The sequence below is a fragment of the Dermacoccus sp. UBA1591 genome (assembly GCF_002322065.1).
Lineage (GTDB): Bacteria > Actinomycetota > Actinomycetes > Actinomycetales > Dermatophilaceae > Dermacoccus > Dermacoccus nishinomiyaensis.
In genome coordinates this window covers 73,681-92,722 of sequence record NZ_DCNR01000110.1, presented here as the reverse complement: position 1 = coordinate 92,722, position 19,042 = coordinate 73,681, and the positions used below count along the sequence as shown (strand labels likewise).

Here is a 19,042-nt window from a genome sequence, read left to right as displayed (position 1 = left end):
ATGGACCTCGTCTCGATCCACCCGATCTTCAACCTCTACAACGACCGCTGGCCGATCCACACGACGTCCGGCATGAGCCTGCCGCCCGCGAAGTTCGTCCATGGCAGCCACGGGCGCACCGGCACCGCCGTCGACTCGATCGTCTCCCCCGGCTGCATCATCTCCGGCGCGACGGTCAGCCACTCGGTGCTCTCGCCCATCGTCGTCGTGCGCTCGTTCAGCGACATCGACTCCTCGATCCTGCTCGACGGCGTCAAGGTCGGACGCTCGTGCATCGTGCGCCGCGCCATCATCGACAAGGACGTGACGCTGCCCGAGGGCACCCACGTCGGCATCGACCACGACGCCGACCGCGCCCGCGGCTTCACCGTCACCGACTCCGGCATCGTCGTCGTCGGCAAGGGCACCGTCGTGACCCCCTGATCGAGCTACGCCCCTGGGGGTGAGGCCGATTCGCGCTCGGGCGCGGGTCGGCCTCACGTCGTGAACACCGGATGCGAACGCGGCGCCTTCACGCTATGAATGAGGGGTGAACAACGACGCGCGCCGCACCGACCTGTTGGGCCTGACGTTCCAGGGCACCGACTCCCCCGGGCTGTTCCACGAGCTCACCGACGCGATGACGAAGTTCGGCGTCGAGATCGTCGACGTCGGCCAGGCCGTCCTCGGCGGTGGCATCACGCTGTCGTTCCTCGTCAGCGCAGCCGAACCCGACGAACTCGTCCTCGAGATGAAGCGCCTCGCCCGCCTGCGCTCGCTCGCCCTGACGCTCGCCGAGGGCATGAGCGACGACGTCGTGCGCCTGCCCGGACGCGCCGTCGTCACGCTGCTCGCACCGACGCTGCCCGCCGAGGCCCTCGCGGAGATCTCGGCCGAGGTCGTCCACCACGGCGGCAACATCGACCGCGTGCGCCGCCTCGCGCGCACGCCGGTCACCGCGATCGAGCTCGACGTCTCGGGCGTCGAGGTCATCGAGCTTCGCCGCCGGGTGCTCGAGGCCTCGCACGAGACGGGGTGTGACGCGAGCGTCGCCGAGGCCGGGCTCGCGCGCCGTGGCCGCCGACTCGTCGTCCTCGACGTCGATTCGACGCTCATCCAGGACGAGGTCATCGAACTGCTCGCCGCCCGCGCGGGCCGCGAGGCCGAGGTGGCGGAGGTGACCGAGCGCGCCATGCGCGGCGAGATCGACTTCGCCGAATCGCTGCACGAACGCGTCGAGGCCCTCGCGGGGCTACCCGCGAGCGTGCTCGACGAGGTGCGCGCCGAGATCCGCCTCACGCCCGGCGCCCGCACGCTCGTGCGCACCCTCAAGCGGCTCGGCTTCACCGTCGGCGTCGTCTCCGGCGGCTTCATCGAAGTCGTCGCGCCCCTCGCCGCCTCCCTCGGCATCGACCACGCGCGCGCCAACACCCTCGAGATCGTCGACGGCGCCCTGACCGGGCGAGTCCTCGGCGACGTCGTCGACCGCGAGGGCAAGGCACGTGCGCTCGCCGCGTTCGCCGAGGCCGAGCACCTGCCGCTGGAGCGCACCGTCGCGATCGGCGACGGCGCCAATGACCTCGACATGCTCGCCCTCGCGGGCCTCGGCATCGCCTTCAATGCCAAGCCCGTCGTGCGGGCGCAGGCGGACGCCTCTGTCAACGTCCCATACCTCGACAGTGTCCTGTTCTTCCTCGGCATCAGCCGCGACGACATCGAGGAAGCCGACGACCTCGACGCGCTCGAGACGCCCGATGGTGCGACCGTCATGCTCGACGCGACGGACGTGGACGCCGCTGCGGCGACGCAGCGTGACGCCTAACATATGGCGCATGCCTGAACGTAGCGACCCCCGACGCTCCCTGCTCATCATCGGCGGCGCCGAGGACAAGATCGGCCGTGTGACCATCCTGCGCCGCTTCGTGCGCCTCGCCGGCGGCCGCAAGTCGAACATCGTCGTCATCCCGACGGCATCGTCGATGGCGGACGAGGTCATCGAGGTGTACTCGACCGTCTTCACACGCCTCGGCTGCCCGAGCGTGGGCAGCGTCGACCCGCAGTCGCGCGTCGACTCATCCTCAGAAGAACTCGTCGAGCGCATCGACGCCGCGAGCGGCATCTTCATCTCCGGCGGCAACCAGCTCAAGCTGAGCCAGCTCATCGTCGGCACGCCCCTCGGCAAGGCCATCCTGCGCGCCCACGAGCGCGGCGCCGTCATCGCCGGCACGAGCGCCGGCGCGTCGATCATGAGCCAGTTCATGATCTCGATGGGCGAGGAGGGCGTGACGCCCCGTCAGCGCGCGAGCCAGCTGACGCAGGGCCTCGGCCTCGTGCCGGGCGTCATCATCGACCAGCACTTCGACCAGCGCTCGCGCTACGGGCGCCTGCTCTCCCTCGTCGCCGGCTCACCGAGCCTGCTCGGCATGGGCATCGACGAGGACACCGCCGCGGAGATCACGAACGGACGGGAGATGACGATCATCGGCTCCGGCGCCGTATTCGTCGTCGACGCGCGCATGGCGCAGACGGACGCGCACGAGGCACGCCGCGACGCGCCGCTGCTCGTCACCGGTGCCGTCGTGCACTCGCTGCCCTACGGGGCGACCTTCGACCTGGAGACGGCCACGCTGACCGACTTCGTCGAACAGCACGCCGACGTCGCGGTCACCGCGGCGAAGGACCAGCACGACACCGCGACCGCTGCCGCCGCGCTGCGTCACTGATCGCGTCCACGTCGTTTCGAGGGGAAGAACAGAACATGACCGTCATCGACATCCCGCAGGCACCGGGCCCCATCGAGCCGTCGCTGCGCATCGTCAGCACGCGCGTCTACCGCGGCCCGAACGTGTGGTCCTACGACCCCGCGATCCACCTCGTCGTCGATCTCGGCGTGCTCGAGTACTACCCGACGCACGCGATCCCCGGCTTCGCGGATCGCCTCGTCGAACTCTTCCCCGGCCTGCAGCACCACTCGTGCTCGCGTGGCAAGGAGGGCGGCTTCGTCGAGCGCCTCCACGAGGGCACCTGGCTCGGCCACGTCGCCGAGCACCTCGCGCTGCAGCTGCAGCAGGAGGCCGGGCACGACGTGCGCCGCGGCAAGACGCGCGGAGTCAAGGGCGAGGAGGGGCGCTACAACGTCGTCTACGCCTACCTCGAGGAGAGCGTCGGCATTGCCGCCGGCCAGCTCGCCGTGCGCATCGTCAACCACGTCGTGCACCCCGAGGACGGCTTCGACGTCGAGGCCGCGCTCGAGACGTTCCACGCCCTCGTGCAGCGCCGCGCGTTCGGCCCGTCGACGCAGGCGATCATCGACGAGGCCGTCAGCCGCGACATCCCGTGGACGCGCCTCAACGGCGCCTCCCTCGTTCAGCTCGGCCAGGGCGTGCACGCCCAACGCATCCGCGCGACGATGACGAGCCGCACGTCGGCCCTCGCCGTCGACATTGCGTGCGACAAGAGCCTGACGCTCGACCTGCTCGGCTCGGCCGGGCTGCCGGTGCCGAAGTCGGAGGTCGTGCGCACGCGTGAGGGCGCGATCCAGGCGGCTCGCGAGATCGGCTTCCCCGTCGTCGTCAAGCCGCTCGACGGCAACCACGGCCGCGGCGTGTGCCTGGACCTCACCGACGACGAGGCCGTCGGCGAGGCCTACGACATCGCGATGGCGCAGAGCCGGCGCGGCGTGCTGCAGGTCGAGTCGTTCGTCACCGGCAAGGACTACCGCTGCCTCATCATCGACGGCAGGATGGCGGCCATCGCCGAACGCGTGCCCGCGCACGTCGTCGGTGACGGCGAGCACACCGTCGACGAGCTCATCGAACTGACGAACGCCGACCCGCGGCGCGGCTACGGGCACGAGAAGGTGCTGACGAAGATCAAGGTCGACGACGCCGCCCGCGACCTCGTCGCCGACCAGGGCTACGCGATGGACGCCGTCGTGCCCGAGGGCGAGACGGTGAAGCTCGCGCTGACGGGCAACATGTCGACCGGGGGCATCTCGATCGACCGCACCATGGACGCGCATCCCGACAATGTCGAGATCGCCGAGGAGGCCGCGCGCCTCATCGGCCTCGACGTCGCGGGCATCGACTTCATCTGCCCCGACATCACCGTCCCTGTACGTGAGACCGGCGGCGCCATCTGCGAGGTCAACGCCGCGCCGGGTTTCCGCATGCACACCCACCCGACGGTCGGTGAGCCGCAGTTCATCGCCAAGCCGGTCGTCGACCTGTTGTTTCCGCCCGGCTCACCCTCGCGCGTGCCGATCGTCGCCGTCACCGGCACGAACGGCAAGACGACGACGTCGCGGATGCTCGCGCACATCATGAAGGGCCTCGGCAAGAAGGTCGGCATGACCTCGACCGACGGCATCGTCATCGACGAACGCCTGCTCATCACGCGTGATGCCTCCGGCCCCAAGTCGGCGAAGATGGTGCTGCAGAACCCGCGCGTCGACTTCGCGGTGCTCGAGGTGGCACGCGGCGGCATCCTGCGCGAGGGCCTCGGCTACGACCGCAACGACATCGCCGTCGTCACCAACATCCAGAGCGACCACCTCGGCATGCGCGGCATCAACTCGCTCGAAGATCTCGCGAACGTCAAGCAGGTCATCGTCGAGGCCGTCCCGCGCGACGGGTTCGCCGTCCTCAACGCCGACGACGAGTACGTGCGCCGCATGCGACGCGTGTGCCGCGGCACGATCGTGTGGTTCTCCATGGAGGCGCCCGGTAGTCGCGTGCGCCAGTTCATCGACGAGCGCTGCGTGCGTGGTGACCGCGCCGTCGTGCTCGAGCCGACGGACAAGGGCGAGATGATCGTCCTCAAGCAGGGCCGACGCTCCATGCAGCTCGCGTGGACGCACCTGCTGCCGAGCACGTTCAACGGCGCTGCGCGCATGAACGTCGCCAACGCCCTCGCCGCGGCCGGCGCCGCGTTCGCCGCGGGTGCCCCGCTGCACGACATCCGCCAGGGGCTGCGCACGTTCACGACGAGCTACTACCTCTCCCCCGGCCGCCTCAACCGCATCGAGGTCGACCACGCCGAGGTGTTCGTCGATTACTGCCACAACCCGGCCGGTCTGCAGCTGCTCGGCGAGTTCGTCGACCGCTACGTCGCCGGCAAGAACAAGTCGACGCGCGTGCAGCGCACCGTCGTCGTCGGCGCCGCCGGGGATCGACGCGACCAGGACATCCGCGAGATGGGCGAACTGGCCGCGAAGTGGTTCGACCACGTCATCATCCGCGAGGACGACAACCTGCGGCGCCGCGCGCCCGGCGAGACCGCAGCCCTCGTCGCCGAAGGTGCCCAGCAGGCGATCGACTCGGGTGAGGCACGCGCCGCGAGCGTCGAGACCGTGCTCGACGAGCTCGAGGCGACGCAGGTGGCGATCGACTCAGCGCGCGCCGGCGACCTCGTCGTCATCTGCGCCGACAAGCACGCCCGTGTCATGGCCACGCTCGAGGACCTGACGCACCTCGCGACGCCCGGCGCCCACGCCGACGAGGCCGCTCACCCCGGCGACCCCGACTTCAGCCGCGACGCCGTGTTCGAGTCGCCCGAGGACGACGTGATCGACGAATTCCTGCCCACCAGCTGACGCCGGCACACGACGAACGCCGGCCGCGATCCTGTGTGATCGCAGCCGGGGTTCGTCGTGTGGCGGGCGCTTGTCCGTGTTCCGGTCGCCTCGGCGAGCATGCCGTCAGGGCGACTCGAGCAGTGCCTCGAGGCTCGTCGCCATGTCGCCGAAGACACTCGGTGACGTGTCGTGCGACGCCGCTCGTTCGAGCGCGTCGATGGCGATACGGACGTCGTCGCGTGCCTCGTCGGGCACCGAATCGATGGGGGCGTCGCCGCTGCCGCGGGCGGCCCGCACCTTGCGGCGGATCTCGCGTGGGCCGTCCGTCGTCGCGCCGTGCTCGAGCAGCCACGCGTGCAGTTCGGCCTGGTGGCTGTGCGTCATGACGGCGACGACGTCACCGTCGTGGGCAACGTCGAGCAAGCCACGCAGACCGTCGAGTTCGGTCTCGTGGCTCGCCTCCGCGTGCGCGCCCACATGCGACAGCCCATCGCGCAGGTGCTTCTCGAGGTCCTCCATCGTGCGACCGCGCAGGTAGTGCTCCTTGTGCACGACGTGGACGACGTCGGCGCCGCGCCCGGCGAGTTCGCCGAGGGCGACGAGGATCTCGTCGCTGCGATCGCCGCCGGTGCCGAGGCCGAGCAGCAGCCGCGAGCCGGGCGCGACGAGGCCGCGGCCGACGTCGAGCAGGGCCTCGAGGCCACCTTCGTTGTGCGCCATGTCGATGATCACGCTCGCTTGCTGATCTGCCCCGAGCGGGAGGCTGTAGACGTTCATGCGCCCCGGGTTGAGCGTCGCGTCGGGCGCGAAGGTCTTGAGGCCCTGGACGACGGCGCTGCGCGGCAGGCCAAGCGCGAGCGCCCCCGCTGCTCCCGCGAGCGCGTTGGCGACGTTGTGGCGCGACAGCCCGGCGAGCGTCATCGGTACGTCGTCGAGGCTGACGAGCATGTCGATGCCGCCGTCCTCGATGCACGCGATGAAGCCGTCGATGACGGTGAACGCCTTGCCGCGCGCCGCGCGCACCTCGCGGATGCAGGGGGCGTTGGGGTCGAGAGTGAACGCGACGAGCTGGGCGGGGGTGCCGACGCGCATCGCCCACACGCGCGGGTCGTCCCCGTTGAGCACGCACCAGCCGGAGGGTCGCGTCACCTTCGTGATGATCGCCTTGACCTCGGCGAGCTGGTCGACGGTGTTGATGCCGCCGCTGCCGAGGTGGTCGGACGTGACGTTCGTGACGACGCTGACGTCGTTGTACGGCACGCCCATGCCGCGGTTGAGCAACCCGCCGCGCGCGGTCTCGAGCACCGCGACCTCGAGCCCCGGCGTCGCGAGGACGGCCTGTGCGCCGGCCGGGCCGGAGTAGTCGCCGTGCTCGATGTGCTCACCCATGACGAGGACGCCGTCCGTCGAGCTCCACGCCGTCGTGCGCCCGGCCGTCATCGCGATGTGCGCGACGAGGCGCGTCGTCGTCGTCTTGCCGTTCGTGCCGGTGATCGAGATGACGGGGACGCGCGGCCGCGGCAGCGTCCCGCGCGGTCCCTGCTCGGCGTCTCTCACGTCGGCGGCGGCGCGCACACAGGCGCCGTTCGCGCGCTCGGTGTCGAGCAGATCGTCGAGGGCACGCGCGATGGCGCGCCCCAGTGCACGGCCACGTTCGCGCCGGTTCCACGGGAAGGCGACGACGTACTCGCCCGGCTCCTCCCCGTGGCGCACGCGCACGCCAAGACGGCCCGTGCCGCTCAGTTGAGCGATCTGACGCGTCACGACCTCCGCGAGGCGCATGACGCACCGGTCGCGCACGGGCCCGCCTGGTTCGCCGATCTTGGGGCGGCGGGAATCGAGGGCCCGAAACGCAGCGGAGACTGTCTCCTCGGGGGCCGCGCACCACGCCCCCAGGTCGAGGGTCGTCTTGATCGCCTGACGGGTGAAGTAGAGGTTGGGGCCATCGAGAACACGGTTGCCGAGCAACTCGACTCGCGCGTGCGCCGGTTCAGGAGTCATGGGCGAAAGCGTAGGCGTCCGGCGAGCGGGGCGCACCCACGGGACACGGGTTGGACGAGGCCGGCCCTGGTCCTACTGCCCCATCGCGTGCACGCCGCCGTCGACGTGGACGATCTCGCCGGTGGTCGCCGGGAACCAGTCGGACAGTAGCGCCGCGCAGGCGCGCGCGGCGGGCACCGGGTCGCCGACGTTCCACCCGAGCGGCGCGCGCTCGTCCCAGGTCTGCTCGAACTGCTCGAAGCCCGGGATGGACTTCGCGGCGGTCGTACGGATCGGGCCGGCAGCGACGAGGTTGCTGCGCAGCCCCTTGGGGCCGAGGTCGCGCGCGAGGTAGCGGTTGGTCGACTCGAACGCCGCCTTGGCGACGCCCATCCAGTCGTAGACGGGCCAGGCGAACTTCGCGTCGAACGTCAGCCCGACGATCGCGCCCCCCGGCGACATGAGGGGTTCGCAGGCGGCGGCCAGGGCCTTGAGCGAGTACGCGGACGCGTGCAGCGCCGTCGAGACGTCCTCCCACGTCGCGCTCATGAAGTCGAACGCGCCCTGGGGCGCGAAGCCGATCGAGTGCAGCACGCCGTCGAGTTCGCCGACGAGGGGGCGCAGACGCTCGGCGAGCGTGTCGAGGTGCTCGGTGTTCGTCACGTCGAGTTCGACGACCTCGACGGGTTGCGGCAGGCGCCGACTGATCGTCTGGGTGATCTTCATCGTGCGCCCGAAGCTCGTGAGGACGACGTGCGCGCCCTCCTCCTGCGCGATGCGCGCGACGTGGAACGCGATCGAGGAGTCCATGAGGACACCGGTGATGAGGAGCTTCTTGCCTTCGAGCAGACCCATGGCCGGCCTTTCGTGATGGTGCGGAAACTGGGGGCGTGCGTGCGCGGGTGACTGGCGGGTGGCCGCCGGTCAGTGACCCATGCCGAGGCCACCGTCGACGGGGATCACGGCGCCGTTGATGTAGGCCGAGTCGTCGGAGGCGAGGAACGCGACGGCCGCGGCGACCTCGTCGGGCTGCGCGAACCGACCCGCCGGGATCGTCGCCTTGTACGCCGCCTGACGCTCGTCGGGCAGTGCGGCCGTCATGTCGGTCTCGATGAAGCCGGGCGCGACGACGTTCGCGGTGATGCCGCGCCCGCCGAGCTCACGCGCGATGGAGCGGGCGAGGCCGACGAGCCCGGCCTTCGACGCGCTGTAGTTGGTCTGGCCCGCGGAGCCGAACAGGCCGACGACGCTGGAGACGAAGATGATGCGCCCGCCCTTGCGCCGGATCATGCCCGTCGACGCCGCACGAGCGCAGCGGAAGGCGCCGGCGAGGTTGGTGTCGACGACGTTCTCGAAGGAGTCGTCGCTCATGCGCATGAGCAGGCCGTCGTCGGTGATACCGGCGTTGGCGACGACGACCTCGATCGGCCCGCCGGCGATCTGCGCGGCCTTCGCGAACGCCGCGTCGACCGATTCGGAGTTCGTCACGTCACCCGTGACGGCCGGGATGCCCTCGACGTCTTCACCGGAGCGCGACATGATGACGACGGCGTCCCCCTGCGCCTGGAAGCGCCGCGCGATGGCGAGCCCGATGCCGCGGTTGCCCCCGGTGACGAGGACGGTGCGGCGGCGCGACGGGGCGCTGGTGGTCTCGGGCGAGGTGGTCATGGGGACCTTCCGGGATGGGGCGGTGTTCTTCGTCGCACGCTATCGACTACCCCCGGGTAGACCAATCCGGGGCGTTTCGGGCGAGCCGGGGGACCTCGAATACAGTGAGGCCATGGCGGATCAGGGGCAGCGACGGCTCTCGGCCACGAGCCTGCCCGAATCGGCGCAGGACGATCAGCGCCGCCGCATTCGCGGCTACCTCATCTCGATGGGCATCAGGACGGTGTGCTTCATCGCCGCCGTCCTCACCTGGTCACCCCTTCGCCCTCTCAGCCTCGTGTTCTTCGCCCTCGCCGCGATCCTGCCGTACGTCGCCGTCGTCTTCGCGAACGCGACGGGCAGGCGTCGCATCGATACGATGGGCGCCGTCACACCACCACCGGTGCCACACAAGGAGATCCATGGATCTGCGCGCGAACCTCGCTGATTCCGCCCCCGGTGACGAACCCAGCACCGCATTTCCGGCGCTGCGCTGCAGCGCCAAGGGCTGCCGCGCCGAGGCAACCTGGGCGCTGCGCTGGAACAACCCGACGCTGCACACGCCCGAGCGGCGCAAGGTGTGGCTCGCCTGCGCCGAGCACGAGCCGACACTGCGCGAGTTCCTGTCGATGCGCGGTTTCCACCGCGACACCGTGCGGCCGGCCGAGCTGCGCGCCACCGACGGCTGAGGCGGCCGCCCGCGCAACGTTCAGCGCCCGTCGATAGGCTGGTGCGGTGCTGAGAATTCTCACGACCCGACGTTGGCTGACCTGGCTCCTCGTGGCCACGTTGTGGGCGACGTTGTGCGTCATTGCCGGGTTCTGGCAGTGGGGGCGCTGGGAGGACAAGAGCACGATCCAGAACCGCATCGACGCCAACTATGACGCGACCCCCACCCCGATGAGCCGCGAGCTGAGCACCTCGCGGGCGCCGGCGAAGTCGGACGAGTGGAAGCAGGTCACCGGGCGCGGCCACTACGTCGGCGAACCACTCTTGGTGCGCAACCGCCCCGGCCCCGGCGGCGATTTCGGATACGAGACGCTCGGCGTGTTCGAGGTCGACGGGATGAAGGTCGTCGTCGACCGCGGGTGGGTCGCGAACGGCGAGACCGCGGCGCGCCCCGCGTCGATCCCGCAGGCACCGAAGGGCGAGGTGACGCTGACGGGCTGGGTCCGCCCGAGCGAGAAGTCGTTGGGCCGCGCCGAGGTGAACGGTCAGGTCTCGTCGATCTCCGTCGCTGACGTGGAGCGTGCCACCGGCGCGACGCTCGCGCAGGGGTACGTTCGAATGCGTTCGGAGAAGCTGGCCGACGGCTCGACACCGCCGCGGCCCGCCGCGCTCGACCGGCCGTCGCAGGGTTCCGCGGCCGGCATCAACCTCAGCTACGCGCTGCAGTGGTGGCTCGGTGCCATCGCCGGGTATGCCTTCGTCCTGCTGCGTGCACGCCGTGAGTACCTGGACTCGCTGGAGTTGGCGGACGAGGCACCGGTGGCGCATGACACCGAGGCAGGCGGTGACAGCGCCTCGGCGACAGGTTTCACAGAGACCGGATCCACGACACCCGCCCGCCCGACGAAGAAGCCCGCGAAGAAACCCCGCCCGCGCAAGCAGCGCATCTGGGACGAGGAGGACGCCTGAGCGCGTCCCCTTCACGAGGGGCGGGCGGCGTGTTCCGCACACGCGCCGGACGTGCCACGATGGTGACATGGATTGTGGACTGAACGGCCGTAGCTACATCGTCACCGGTGCCTCGTCGGGCCTGGGCTTCGCGAGCGCGCAGGCGCTGGCCGCTGACGGTGCCGACCTCGTCATCGCCTCCCGCGATCAGGAGCGCATCGACGACGCCGCCGCGCGGCTCGACTCGCCCGCGGGGGTGCGCGCCGTCGTCGCCGACCTCGCGGACGAGTCTGCTGCGCAGCGACTCGTCGCCACGGCGCAGGAAGCCTACGGACGCCTCGACGGCGCCGTCATCTCCGTCGGCGGCCCGCCCGCCGGCCGCCTCGAGGACACGAGCGAACAGCAGTGGCGTGACGCGTTCGAGAGCGTCTTCCTCGGTGGGCTGCGCATGGCCCGCGCCGTGCTCGACACGCCCTTCGACCCCGCCTCGGGCATGGCGGTGACGCTCGTGCTGTCGTCGTCAGTGAAGTCGCCCATCCCGGGCCTCGCCATCTCCAACGGGCTGCGTCCAGGCCTCGCGATGGCGGCCAAGACCCTCGCCGACGAGTACGGCCCGCGCGGCGGGCGCGTCAACGTCCTGCTGCCGGGGCGCATCGACACCGACCGCGTCAAGAGCCTCGACGCCGGTACGGGAGATGCGGAGGCGTCGAAGGCGAAGGCCGAGGCGGGCATCCCACTGGGGCGTTACGGCACGCCGGAGGAGTTCGGCCGCGTCGCCGCGTTCGTCACGAGCCCGGCCGCGTCCTACCTCACGGGCATCGCGATCCCCGTCGACGGCGGGGCGCTGCGCACGCTCTGAAGCGCGCTCAGTCCTCCTTGAACTGGGTCGCGTGCAGCTGGGCGTAGAGCCCACCGGTGGCGAGCAGCTCCCGGTGCGTGCCGGTCTGCACGACGCGGCCGGCCTCGAGGACCACGATGACGTCCGCGTCGCGCACCGTCGAGAGGCGGTGGGCGATGACGAACGACGTCCGCCCGACGAGCGCGTTCGCGAGTGCCGCCTGCACCGCGGCTTCTGACTCGCTGTCGAGGTGCGCGGTCGCCTCGTCGAGGATGACGACGTCGGGCGCCTTGAGCAGCAGCCGTGCGATGGCGAGGCGCTGCTTCTCCCCGCCGGAGAGGCGGTGTCCACGATCGCCGACGACGGTGTCGAGCCCGAGCGGCAGCCGCTCGACGAGGCTCCACACGTGCGCGGCACGGAGGGCGCTTTCCAGGTCGTCGTCGGTGCTGTCGGGACGGGCGTAGAGGAGGTTGGCGCGCACGGTGTCGTGGAACATGTGCGCCTCCTGCGTCACGACGCCGATGCGGTCGCGGACGGAGGCGAGGCTCGCCTCGCGCAGGTCGAGCCCGCCGACGCGCACGGCACCGGACGTGGGGTCGAACAGACGCGGCACGAGGTTCGTCAGCGTCGTCTTGCCTGCGCCACTGGGCCCGACGAGCGCGACGAGCGCCCCGGCGGGCACGTCGAGGTCGATGCCGCGCAGCACGTCCTCTCCCCCGCGTCTGTCCCCCGTCACGTTCGCCTCGAGGGATTCGAGCGAGACGACGTCGGCGTCCGGGTAGGCGAAGGTGACGTCGTCGAACCTCACGCCCAGTGGCCCGTCAGGAAGCGCCCGGGCGGAGGGTGATTCGCGCACGAGCGGTTCGAGATCGAGCACCTCGAATACGCGCTCGAACGAGACCATCGCGGCCATGACGTCGACGCGGACGTTCGACAGCGCCGTCAGTGGTGCGTAGAGGCGCCCGAGCAGCGCTGCGAGCGCGAGCAGGGTGCCGACCGTCATCGCGCCGTCGACCGCGAGCACCCCGCCGAGGCCGTAGACGAGCGCGGTCGCGAGGGAGGCCATGAGGGTGAGCGCGACGAGGAACATGCTGCGTTGCGCGGCGATCGAGACACCAATGTCGCGCACGCGTGCGGCGCGGGCGTCGTACTGCGCCGATTCCTCGTCCGGGCGCCCGAAGAGCTTGACGAGCAGCGCACCCGCGACGTTGAACCGCTCCGTCATCCGCGCGCCGAGTTCGGCGTTCAACGTCATCTGCTCGCGCGTCAGACCGGCCAGACGGCGGCCGAGGAAGCGCGTCGGCAGCAGGAACAACGGCACGAGGACGAGGGCGGCCAGCGTCAGCTGCCATGACAAGGACGTCATCGCGACGAGCAGCACGACGAGGCTCACGGCATTGCTGACGACCGTCGACAACGTCGTCGTGAACGCCTGCTGCGCACCGACGACGTCAGAGTTGATGCGCGTGACGAGGGCACCCGTCTGCGCCCGCGTGAAGAACGCGATGGGTTGGGCGAGCACGTGGCGGAACACGTCGGCGCGCAGGTCGAAGATGAGACCCTCGCCGAGGCGCGCTGACAGCCAGCGCTGCGTGATCGTGACGCCCGCGCTGAGCACGGCGACGAGCGCGACGGCGAGTGAGAGCCACACGACGACGTCGCGATGTCGCGGCACGACACCGTCGTCGATGATGTGCTTGAGCAGCAGCGGTGACGCGACGACCATGACGGCGTCGAGCACGACGAGGACGAGGAACGCCGCGATCGTGCGGCGATAACCGCGGGCGTAGCCCGCCACGCGGCGCACCGTGCCGGGGGCGAGACGCTGATCCTTGACGCTCGAGTCGCGTGACATCGAGCGCATCATCTGCCAGCCGGCGCCCATGGACATGTGAGCTCCTCAGGCCAGCGAGATGAGGTCGGCGTAGTCGGGGCCCCACAGATCCTCGACGCCATCGGGCAGCAGCAGGATGCGTTCGGGTTCGAGAGCCTCGACGGCGCCGTCGTCGTGGCTGACGAGGACGACCGCGCCCTCGTAGCCGCGCAGCGCGCCCAGGATCTCCTCGCGGCTGGCCGGGTCGAGGTTGTTCGTCGGTTCGTCGAGCAGCAGGACGTTGGCCGCGGACACGACGAGCAGCGCGAGCGACAGGCGCGTCTTCTCACCACCGGAGAGCACGCCGGCTGGCTTCTCGACGTCGTCGCCGGAGAACAGGAACGAGCCGAGCACCTTGCGCACCTCGGTCTCGCCGAGATCGGGCGCGGCGGACTTCATGTTGTCGAGGACGCTGCGCTCGACGTCGAGGTTCTCGTGCTCCTGCGCGTAGTAGCCGATCTTCAGCCCGTGGCCGGCGATGATCCGTCCCGTGTCGGGTGCGTCGACGCCGGCGAGCATCCGCAGCAGCGTCGTCTTGCCCGCACCGTTGAGACCGAGGACGACGACCTTCGAGCCGCGGTCGATGGCGAGGTCGACGTCGGTGAAGATCTCGAGCGATCCGTACGAGCGCGAGAGCCCCTCGGCCATGAGCGGCGTCTTGCCGCACGGCGACGGCTTCGGGAAGCGCAGCTTCGCGACCTTGTCCTGCTGACGCTCGCCCTCGAGGCTGCCGAGCAGGCGCTCGGCGCGCTTGGCCATGTTCTGCGCCGCGGTCGCCTTCGACGCCTTCGCGCGCATCTTGTCGGCCTGCGCCATGAGCGCTCCGGCCTTCTTCTCCGCGTTCTGACGCTCGCGCTTGCGACGCTTCTCGTCCTGCTCACGCGCCTGCAGGTAGGCCTTCCAGCCGACGTTGTACTGGTCGAGCTCGGCGCGGTTGGCGTCGAGGTGGAAGACCTTGGTGACGACGGCGTCGAGCAGTTCGACGTCGTGGCTGATGACGATGAGCCCGCCCTTGTACGCCTTGAGGTAGTCGCGCAGCCAATGGATCGAGTCGGCGTCGAGGTGGTTGGTCGGCTCGTCGAGCAGCAGCGTCTGCGCGCCGGAGAACAGGATGCGCGCGAGTTCGATGCGGCGTCGCTGACCACCCGAGAGCGTGCGCAGCGGCTGGGTGAGGATGCGCTCGTCGAGGGCGAGGCTGCTCGCGATCGACGAGGCCTCCGACTCCGAGGCGTACCCGCCGGCGGCGGTGAACTCGGCGTCGAGGCGCGTGTAGCGCTTCATCGCCTTCTCGCGCACGGCGTCGTCCTCGGAGGCCATGTTCGTCTCGGCGGTTCGCAGGTCGCGCGCGATGGCGTCAAGGCCGCGCGCGGACAGGATGCGGTCGCGGGCGAGGACGTCGAGGTCGCCGGTGCGTGGATCCTGCGGCAGGTAGCCGACCTCGCCGGAGGTGACGACGCGGCCCGCTGCGGGGATGCCGTCTCCGGCGAGCACCTTCGTCAGCGTCGTCTTGCCGGCTCCGTTGCGCCCGACGAGGCCGACGCGGTCGCCCGGAGCGACACGGAACGTCGCGTTCTCGAGCAGGATGCGCGAGCCGGCGCGCAGTTCGATGCCTTCGGCGGTGATCACGGGTGAAATCGCTCCTTCAGGGGCGGCAGGTGCGTCGAGGTGGGCCGACGGCGGTGTGGGGCGGCGTCGGGACGCGCAGCGGCGAGGGCGCTGCGGCGGGAAGCCAACCCACGTATTCTACGAGAGATGGTGGGAGGCGGACGCAGCGTCCGCCTCGACAGACGGAGGCTCTCTTGACGTTCAACGACAACGCGCAGCTCGACACCTCGCAGGTGACCTCGGGCGGTTCAGGTGGCTTCGGTGGCGGAGGCGGTGGCATGGGCGGGGGCCCGGTCGTCGGCGGCATCGGCGGTCTCATCCTCATGCTCATCTTCGCTCTTTTCGGCGGAAACCTCACCGGCGGGCCGGACAGTTCGGGCGGCGGCAGCACCGGCTCATCGGGCAGTTCGTACGGCTCAGGCCTCAACGGCTATGCCCAGGACACGCAGGACGTGTCGGGTTCGAATGACTCCGTCGCGCAGGCGATCGAGCAGTGCAAGACGGGTGCGGACGCCAACCGTGACGACACCTGCCGCATCGTCGGCACCGTCAACGCGGTGCAGGACTACTGGGGCAGCGCGCTGCCGAAGTTCACGAACGGCCGGACGCAGTACGAGAACGTCCCGACCGTGATCTTCAGCGGGCAGACGTCCTCGGGCTGCGGTACGGCCAGCTCGCAGATGGGCCCGTTCTACTGCCCGACCGACCGCAAGGTCTACATCGACGCCGCCTTCTTCCAAGAACTGACGAACAAGTACGGTGCCGATGGCGGCGCCCTGGCGAAGGAGTACGTCGTGGCCCACGAGTACGGCCACCACGTGCAGGACCTGCTCGGTGCGCTCGGCCGCGCACAGCAGGATCCGAAGGGTGCCGAATCGGGTTCGGTGCGTACCGAACTGCAGGCCGACTGCTACGCCGGCATCTGGGTCGCCCACGCGACGGAGTCGAAGGACAAGAACGGCAACACGCTGCTCAAGCCGGTCACCGACGACGACATCAAGTCAGCGCTGTCTGCGGCGTCGGCCGTCGGTGACGACCGCATCCAGCAGAAGGCCCAGGGTCGCGTCACGCCGGAGAGCTGGACGCACGGTTCGTCGGAGGCTCGGCAGAAGTGGTTCATGACCGGCTACGAGAAGGGCGACCTCAACTCGTGTGACACGTTCAACGTCGACAGCGTCGAGTGAGGTCGTGAAAACGCTCGGACGGGTCGGAAAATTGACCAAAAGTGATTGCACGCTCAATTTGTTCCGACCGTGAGCCGATGGTAATCTTGCAGGGCCGCACCGACGTCGGTGCGGCCCTGCTTCGTCGCTGAGTCCCGTCACGAAGGCCAGGTATCACCGCATTGCGCGGAGCGACGGGAGCGGTGCACCCAGCATCCGAGCCACCTTGGTGGCTCTTGGGGTGAAGCCGGCTCAGGCCGGCCGAGAATCTAGGATCTCGAACCCGACAGGTCATGCCTCGTAAGCGCTCCTGGAGAGATCCGACATGAAGAACATGTCCCGCCGCTCGTTCCTGGGAAACACGTCCAAGGTCGCCGTCGGCACCGCCCTCGCCACCTCCGCGCTGGGCGCGGTCTCGGTCGGCACCGCCTCGTCCGCCAGCGCCTCCGTCACCTCGGCGAGCGCTCGCCGCGTCGTCTCCAGCGCCTCGTCCCGACGCGGCGCCCCCTACGTCTACGGTGCGGCCGGCCCGTGGCGCTTCGACTGCTCGGGTCTGACGAGCTGGAGCTACCGCCAGGTCGGTCGCTCGATCCCCCGCACGGCCAACCAGCAGTACCGAGCCTCGTACCGCGTCTCGCGCGCTTCGGCTCGCCCGGGTGACCTTGCGTTCCTCACCTCCGGTGGCTACGCCTACCACGCGGCCGTCTATGCCGGCAACGGCATGGTCTGGCACGCACCGCGACCCGGCTCTCGTGTGCAGCTCGCGCGCGCCGGTTCCTCCTACCGCTTCGGCCGCGTCTGATCCGTTCGATCCTGACGCACGCCGCACAGCGCGACGAAGCCCGCCACCTCCATCGAGGTGGCGGGCTTCGTCGTACGGTAGCGGTGGCTCAGACGTTGAACCCGAGGGCGCGCAGCTGCTCGCGGCCGTCGTCGGTGATCTTGTCCGGGCCCCACGGCGGCATCCAGACCCAGTTGAGGGAGTGGCCGGCGACGACGTCCATGAGCGCCGTCGCGACCTGCTCCTCGATGACGTCGGTCAGCGGGCACGCCGCGGACGTCAGGGTCATGTCGATGACGGCGTGCTTGGAGTCGTCGACGGTGATGCCGTAGACGAGGCCGAGGTCGACGACGTTGATGCCGAGCTCGGGGTCGACGACGTCGCGCAGGGCCTCCTTGACGTCCTCGACGTCCGACTCGACGGGCGGGGTGGTTGTCTCGCTCATGCCGTGATCTCCTTGTCGCTGCTGGCGGTGGTGTCGCTGTTCGTGCTGTTCGCGGCGCTCCCGGCGAGGTCGAGGCCGAGCTTGCCGAGCGAATCCTGCAGGGCCGACCACGACAGCAGCGCGCACTTGACGCGCGCCGGGTACTGCGAGACCCCGGCGAGCGCGATCGCGTCACCGATGACCTCTTCGTCGCCGGCGTCCTTGCCCTTGCTCGTCAGCATGCTGCGCGTCGCGCCGAAGACCTCCTGCGCGTCGCGCAGCGTGTGCCCGACGAGGTTGTCGGCGAGCATCGACGCGGACGCGACCGAGATCGAGCAACCGATCGAGTCGTAGCTGACGTCCCTGATGACGGCGTCGTCACCCTCGCCCTCGACGTCGACGCGCAGAGTGATCTCGTCGCCGCACGAGGTGTTGACGTGGTGGCTCTCTGCCCCGAACGGCTCGCGCAGCCCCGCGTGCTGCGGGTGCTTGGAGTGATCGAGGATGAGTTCCTGGTACAGATCCATCTCAGACCTCCAGTCCGAAGATGCTCGGCACGCGATCGAGCGCCGCGAAGAACGCGTCGATGTCCTCGCGGGTCGAGTACACGTTGAAGCTGATGCGGCTGCTCGCGACGGCCTTGAGACGCCGGTGCAGCGGCCACGCGCAGTGGTGGCCGGTGCGGATGGCGACCCCGGCGTCGTCGACGATCTGGCCGACGTCGTGCGGGTGCACCTCGTCGACGGTGAACGCGACGGCGCCCGTGCGGGAAGCGGCATCGAGGGGGCCGAGGACGGTGGTCCACGGCCGGGCCGCGAAGCCCTCGAGCGCGTAGGTGATGAGATCCTGCTCGTGCGCGAAGACGTTCGCCATCCCGAGCGCGTCGAGGTAGTCGCACGCTGCGGCGAGACCGATGGCCTGTGCCGCATTCGGCGTGCCCGCCTCGAAGCGCTGCGGTGCGGGCGCGTATGTCGAGCCTTCGAGCCGGACGATCTCGATCATCGAACCGCCGGTGAGGAACGGCGGCATGGCGTTGAGCGTCGTGTTCTTCGCCCACAGCACGCCGATGCCGGTGGGGCCGAGCATCTTGTGGCCGGAGAAGGCGAGGAAGTCGACGTCGAGCTCGCGCACGTCGACCGGCATGTGCGGCACCGACTGGCACGCGTCGAGCACGACCCACGCACCGACCTCACGGGCGATCGCGCTGATCTCGTCGACGGGGTTGATCGTGCCGAGCACGTTCGACACGTGCGAGAAGGCGACGATCTTCGTCTTCTCGCCGACGGTCGCCCGCATCGAGTCGAGGTCGATGCGGCCGTCGTCGGTGATCTCGCACCAGCGCAGCGTGGCGCCCGTGCGGCGCGCGAGCTCCTGCCACGGCACGAGGTTGGCGTGATGCTCCATCGGCGTGATGACGATCTCGTCACCCGGGCCGATGCGCAGCCGCTCGGCCAGCTCCGGGTCGACGCCGTCGAGCGCGCCGTCGAAACCTGCGTTGCTGAAGGCGTACGCGACGAGGTTGAGCGCCTCCGTCGCGTTCTTCGTGAACACGATCTCGTC

At 70.1% G+C, this 19,042-nt stretch carries 18 protein-coding genes and 1 riboswitch; of the genes, 10 read left to right on the top strand and 8 right to left on the bottom strand.

The window, feature by feature from the left end; genetic code table 11:
- The 4 genes from B2284_RS12515 to cphA all read left to right on the top strand — a co-directional run.
- A partial coding sequence (locus tag B2284_RS12515; protein WP_476728573.1) for a GlgC family sugar phosphate nucleotidyltransferase occupies window positions 1–423 on the top strand: 423 nt, incomplete at its 5' end.
- Between the two features lie 106 nt (window positions 424–529).
- Window positions 530–1,801 carry a phosphoserine phosphatase SerB gene (serB, locus tag B2284_RS12510; RefSeq protein ID WP_115296216.1) on the top strand — a complete coding sequence of 424 codons (1,272 nt, stop codon included), beginning with the start codon at window positions 530–532 and terminating at the stop codon, window positions 1,799–1,801.
- A 10-nt stretch (window positions 1,802–1,811) separates the two neighbouring features.
- Complete coding sequence (locus tag B2284_RS12505) at window positions 1,812–2,702, top strand: cyanophycinase (RefSeq protein ID WP_115296215.1); 891 nt, start codon at window positions 1,812–1,814, stop codon at window positions 2,700–2,702.
- A gap of 35 nt (window positions 2,703–2,737) precedes the next feature.
- Window positions 2,738–5,572 carry a cyanophycin synthetase gene (cphA, locus tag B2284_RS12500; RefSeq protein WP_136788382.1) on the top strand — a complete coding sequence of 945 codons (2,835 nt, stop codon included), beginning with the start codon at window positions 2,738–2,740 and terminating at the stop codon, window positions 5,570–5,572.
- Window positions 5,573–5,677: 105 nt separating this feature from the next.
- On the opposite strand, the gene B2284_RS12495 is transcribed toward cphA, so the two are convergent.
- The 3 genes from B2284_RS12495 to fabG form a co-directional block, all read right to left on the bottom strand.
- Complete coding sequence (locus B2284_RS12495; RefSeq protein ID WP_286697595.1) at window positions 5,678–7,555, bottom strand: Mur ligase family protein; 1,878 nt, start codon at window positions 7,553–7,555, stop codon at window positions 5,678–5,680.
- Between the two features lie 72 nt (window positions 7,556–7,627).
- Window positions 7,628–8,389 carry an enoyl-ACP reductase FabI gene (gene fabI / locus B2284_RS12490; protein ID WP_074045305.1) on the bottom strand — a complete coding sequence of 254 codons (762 nt, stop codon included), beginning with the start codon at window positions 8,387–8,389 and terminating at the stop codon, window positions 7,628–7,630.
- A 69-nt stretch (window positions 8,390–8,458) separates the two neighbouring features.
- Window positions 8,459–9,202: a 3-oxoacyl-ACP reductase FabG gene (gene fabG, locus B2284_RS12485; protein ID WP_286697594.1), complete on the bottom strand. Its 744-nt coding sequence runs from the start codon at window positions 9,200–9,202 to the stop codon at window positions 8,459–8,461.
- A 112-nt stretch (window positions 9,203–9,314) separates the two neighbouring features.
- Here fabG and B2284_RS12480 point away from each other — a divergent pair, with 112 nt between their 5' ends.
- The 4 genes from B2284_RS12480 (at window position 9,315) to B2284_RS12465 (ending at window position 11,657) form a co-directional block, all read left to right on the top strand.
- Window positions 9,315–9,629, top strand: coding sequence for a DUF3099 domain-containing protein (locus B2284_RS12480; protein ID WP_286697593.1), 315 nt, complete (start codon window positions 9,315–9,317; stop codon window positions 9,627–9,629).
- Window positions 9,604–9,870 (top strand): hypothetical protein, encoded by a 267-nt coding sequence (locus B2284_RS12475; RefSeq protein ID WP_286697592.1) that lies wholly within the window; start codon window positions 9,604–9,606, stop codon window positions 9,868–9,870. The genes B2284_RS12480 and B2284_RS12475 overlap by 26 nt, the downstream gene beginning before the upstream one ends.
- Window positions 9,871–9,916: 46 nt before the next feature.
- Window positions 9,917–10,819, top strand: coding sequence for an SURF1 family cytochrome oxidase biogenesis protein (locus B2284_RS12470; protein ID WP_286697591.1), 903 nt, complete (start codon window positions 9,917–9,919; stop codon window positions 10,817–10,819).
- 67 nt (window positions 10,820–10,886) lie between these two features.
- A complete protein-coding gene (locus tag B2284_RS12465; protein WP_131941057.1) occupies window positions 10,887–11,657 on the top strand; it encodes an SDR family oxidoreductase in 771 nt (256 codons plus the stop codon).
- A 7-nt stretch (window positions 11,658–11,664) separates the two neighbouring features.
- On the opposite strand, the gene B2284_RS12460 is transcribed toward B2284_RS12465, so the two are convergent.
- Complete coding sequence (locus B2284_RS12460; protein WP_074039340.1) at window positions 11,665–13,527, bottom strand: ABC transporter ATP-binding protein; 1,863 nt, start codon at window positions 13,525–13,527, stop codon at window positions 11,665–11,667.
- Window positions 13,528–13,536: 9 nt separating this feature from the next.
- Entirely contained in the window at window positions 13,537–15,135 is a 1,599-nt protein-coding gene (locus tag B2284_RS12455; protein ID WP_006945441.1) for an ABC-F family ATP-binding cassette domain-containing protein, read from the bottom strand.
- A 173-nt stretch (window positions 15,136–15,308) separates the two neighbouring features.
- Between B2284_RS12455 and ypfJ the strand changes: the two genes are divergently transcribed.
- The gene (ypfJ, locus tag B2284_RS12450) at window positions 15,309–16,298 is read left to right on the top strand and encodes a KPN_02809 family neutral zinc metallopeptidase (protein WP_136788385.1); all 990 of its coding nucleotides are present in this window, start codon (window positions 15,309–15,311) and stop codon (window positions 16,296–16,298) included.
- 115 nt (window positions 16,299–16,413) lie between these two features.
- Window positions 16,414–16,599: riboswitch (cyclic di-AMP (ydaO/yuaA leader) on the top strand.
- A 3-nt stretch (window positions 16,600–16,602) separates the two neighbouring features.
- Window positions 16,603–17,079 (top strand): C40 family peptidase, encoded by a 477-nt coding sequence (locus tag B2284_RS12445; protein WP_083603764.1) that lies wholly within the window; start codon window positions 16,603–16,605, stop codon window positions 17,077–17,079.
- An 88-nt stretch (window positions 17,080–17,167) separates the two neighbouring features.
- Here B2284_RS12445 and B2284_RS12440 read toward each other — a convergent pair whose 3' ends face one another.
- The 3 genes from B2284_RS12440 to B2284_RS12430 form a co-directional block, all read right to left on the bottom strand.
- On the bottom strand, window positions 17,168–17,503 hold the full coding sequence (locus B2284_RS12440) for a metal-sulfur cluster assembly factor (RefSeq protein ID WP_006945372.1): 336 nt from the start codon (window positions 17,501–17,503) through the stop codon (window positions 17,168–17,170).
- Window positions 17,500–18,009, bottom strand: coding sequence for a Fe-S cluster assembly sulfur transfer protein SufU (gene sufU / locus B2284_RS12435; RefSeq protein ID WP_115296209.1), 510 nt, complete (start codon window positions 18,007–18,009; stop codon window positions 17,500–17,502). Before sufU ends, B2284_RS12440 begins: the two co-directional genes overlap by 4 nt.
- Window position 18,010: 1 nt before the next feature.
- On the bottom strand, window positions 18,011–19,042 hold a 1,032-nt coding region (locus B2284_RS12430; RefSeq protein WP_286697590.1), incomplete at its 5' end, for an aminotransferase class V-fold PLP-dependent enzyme.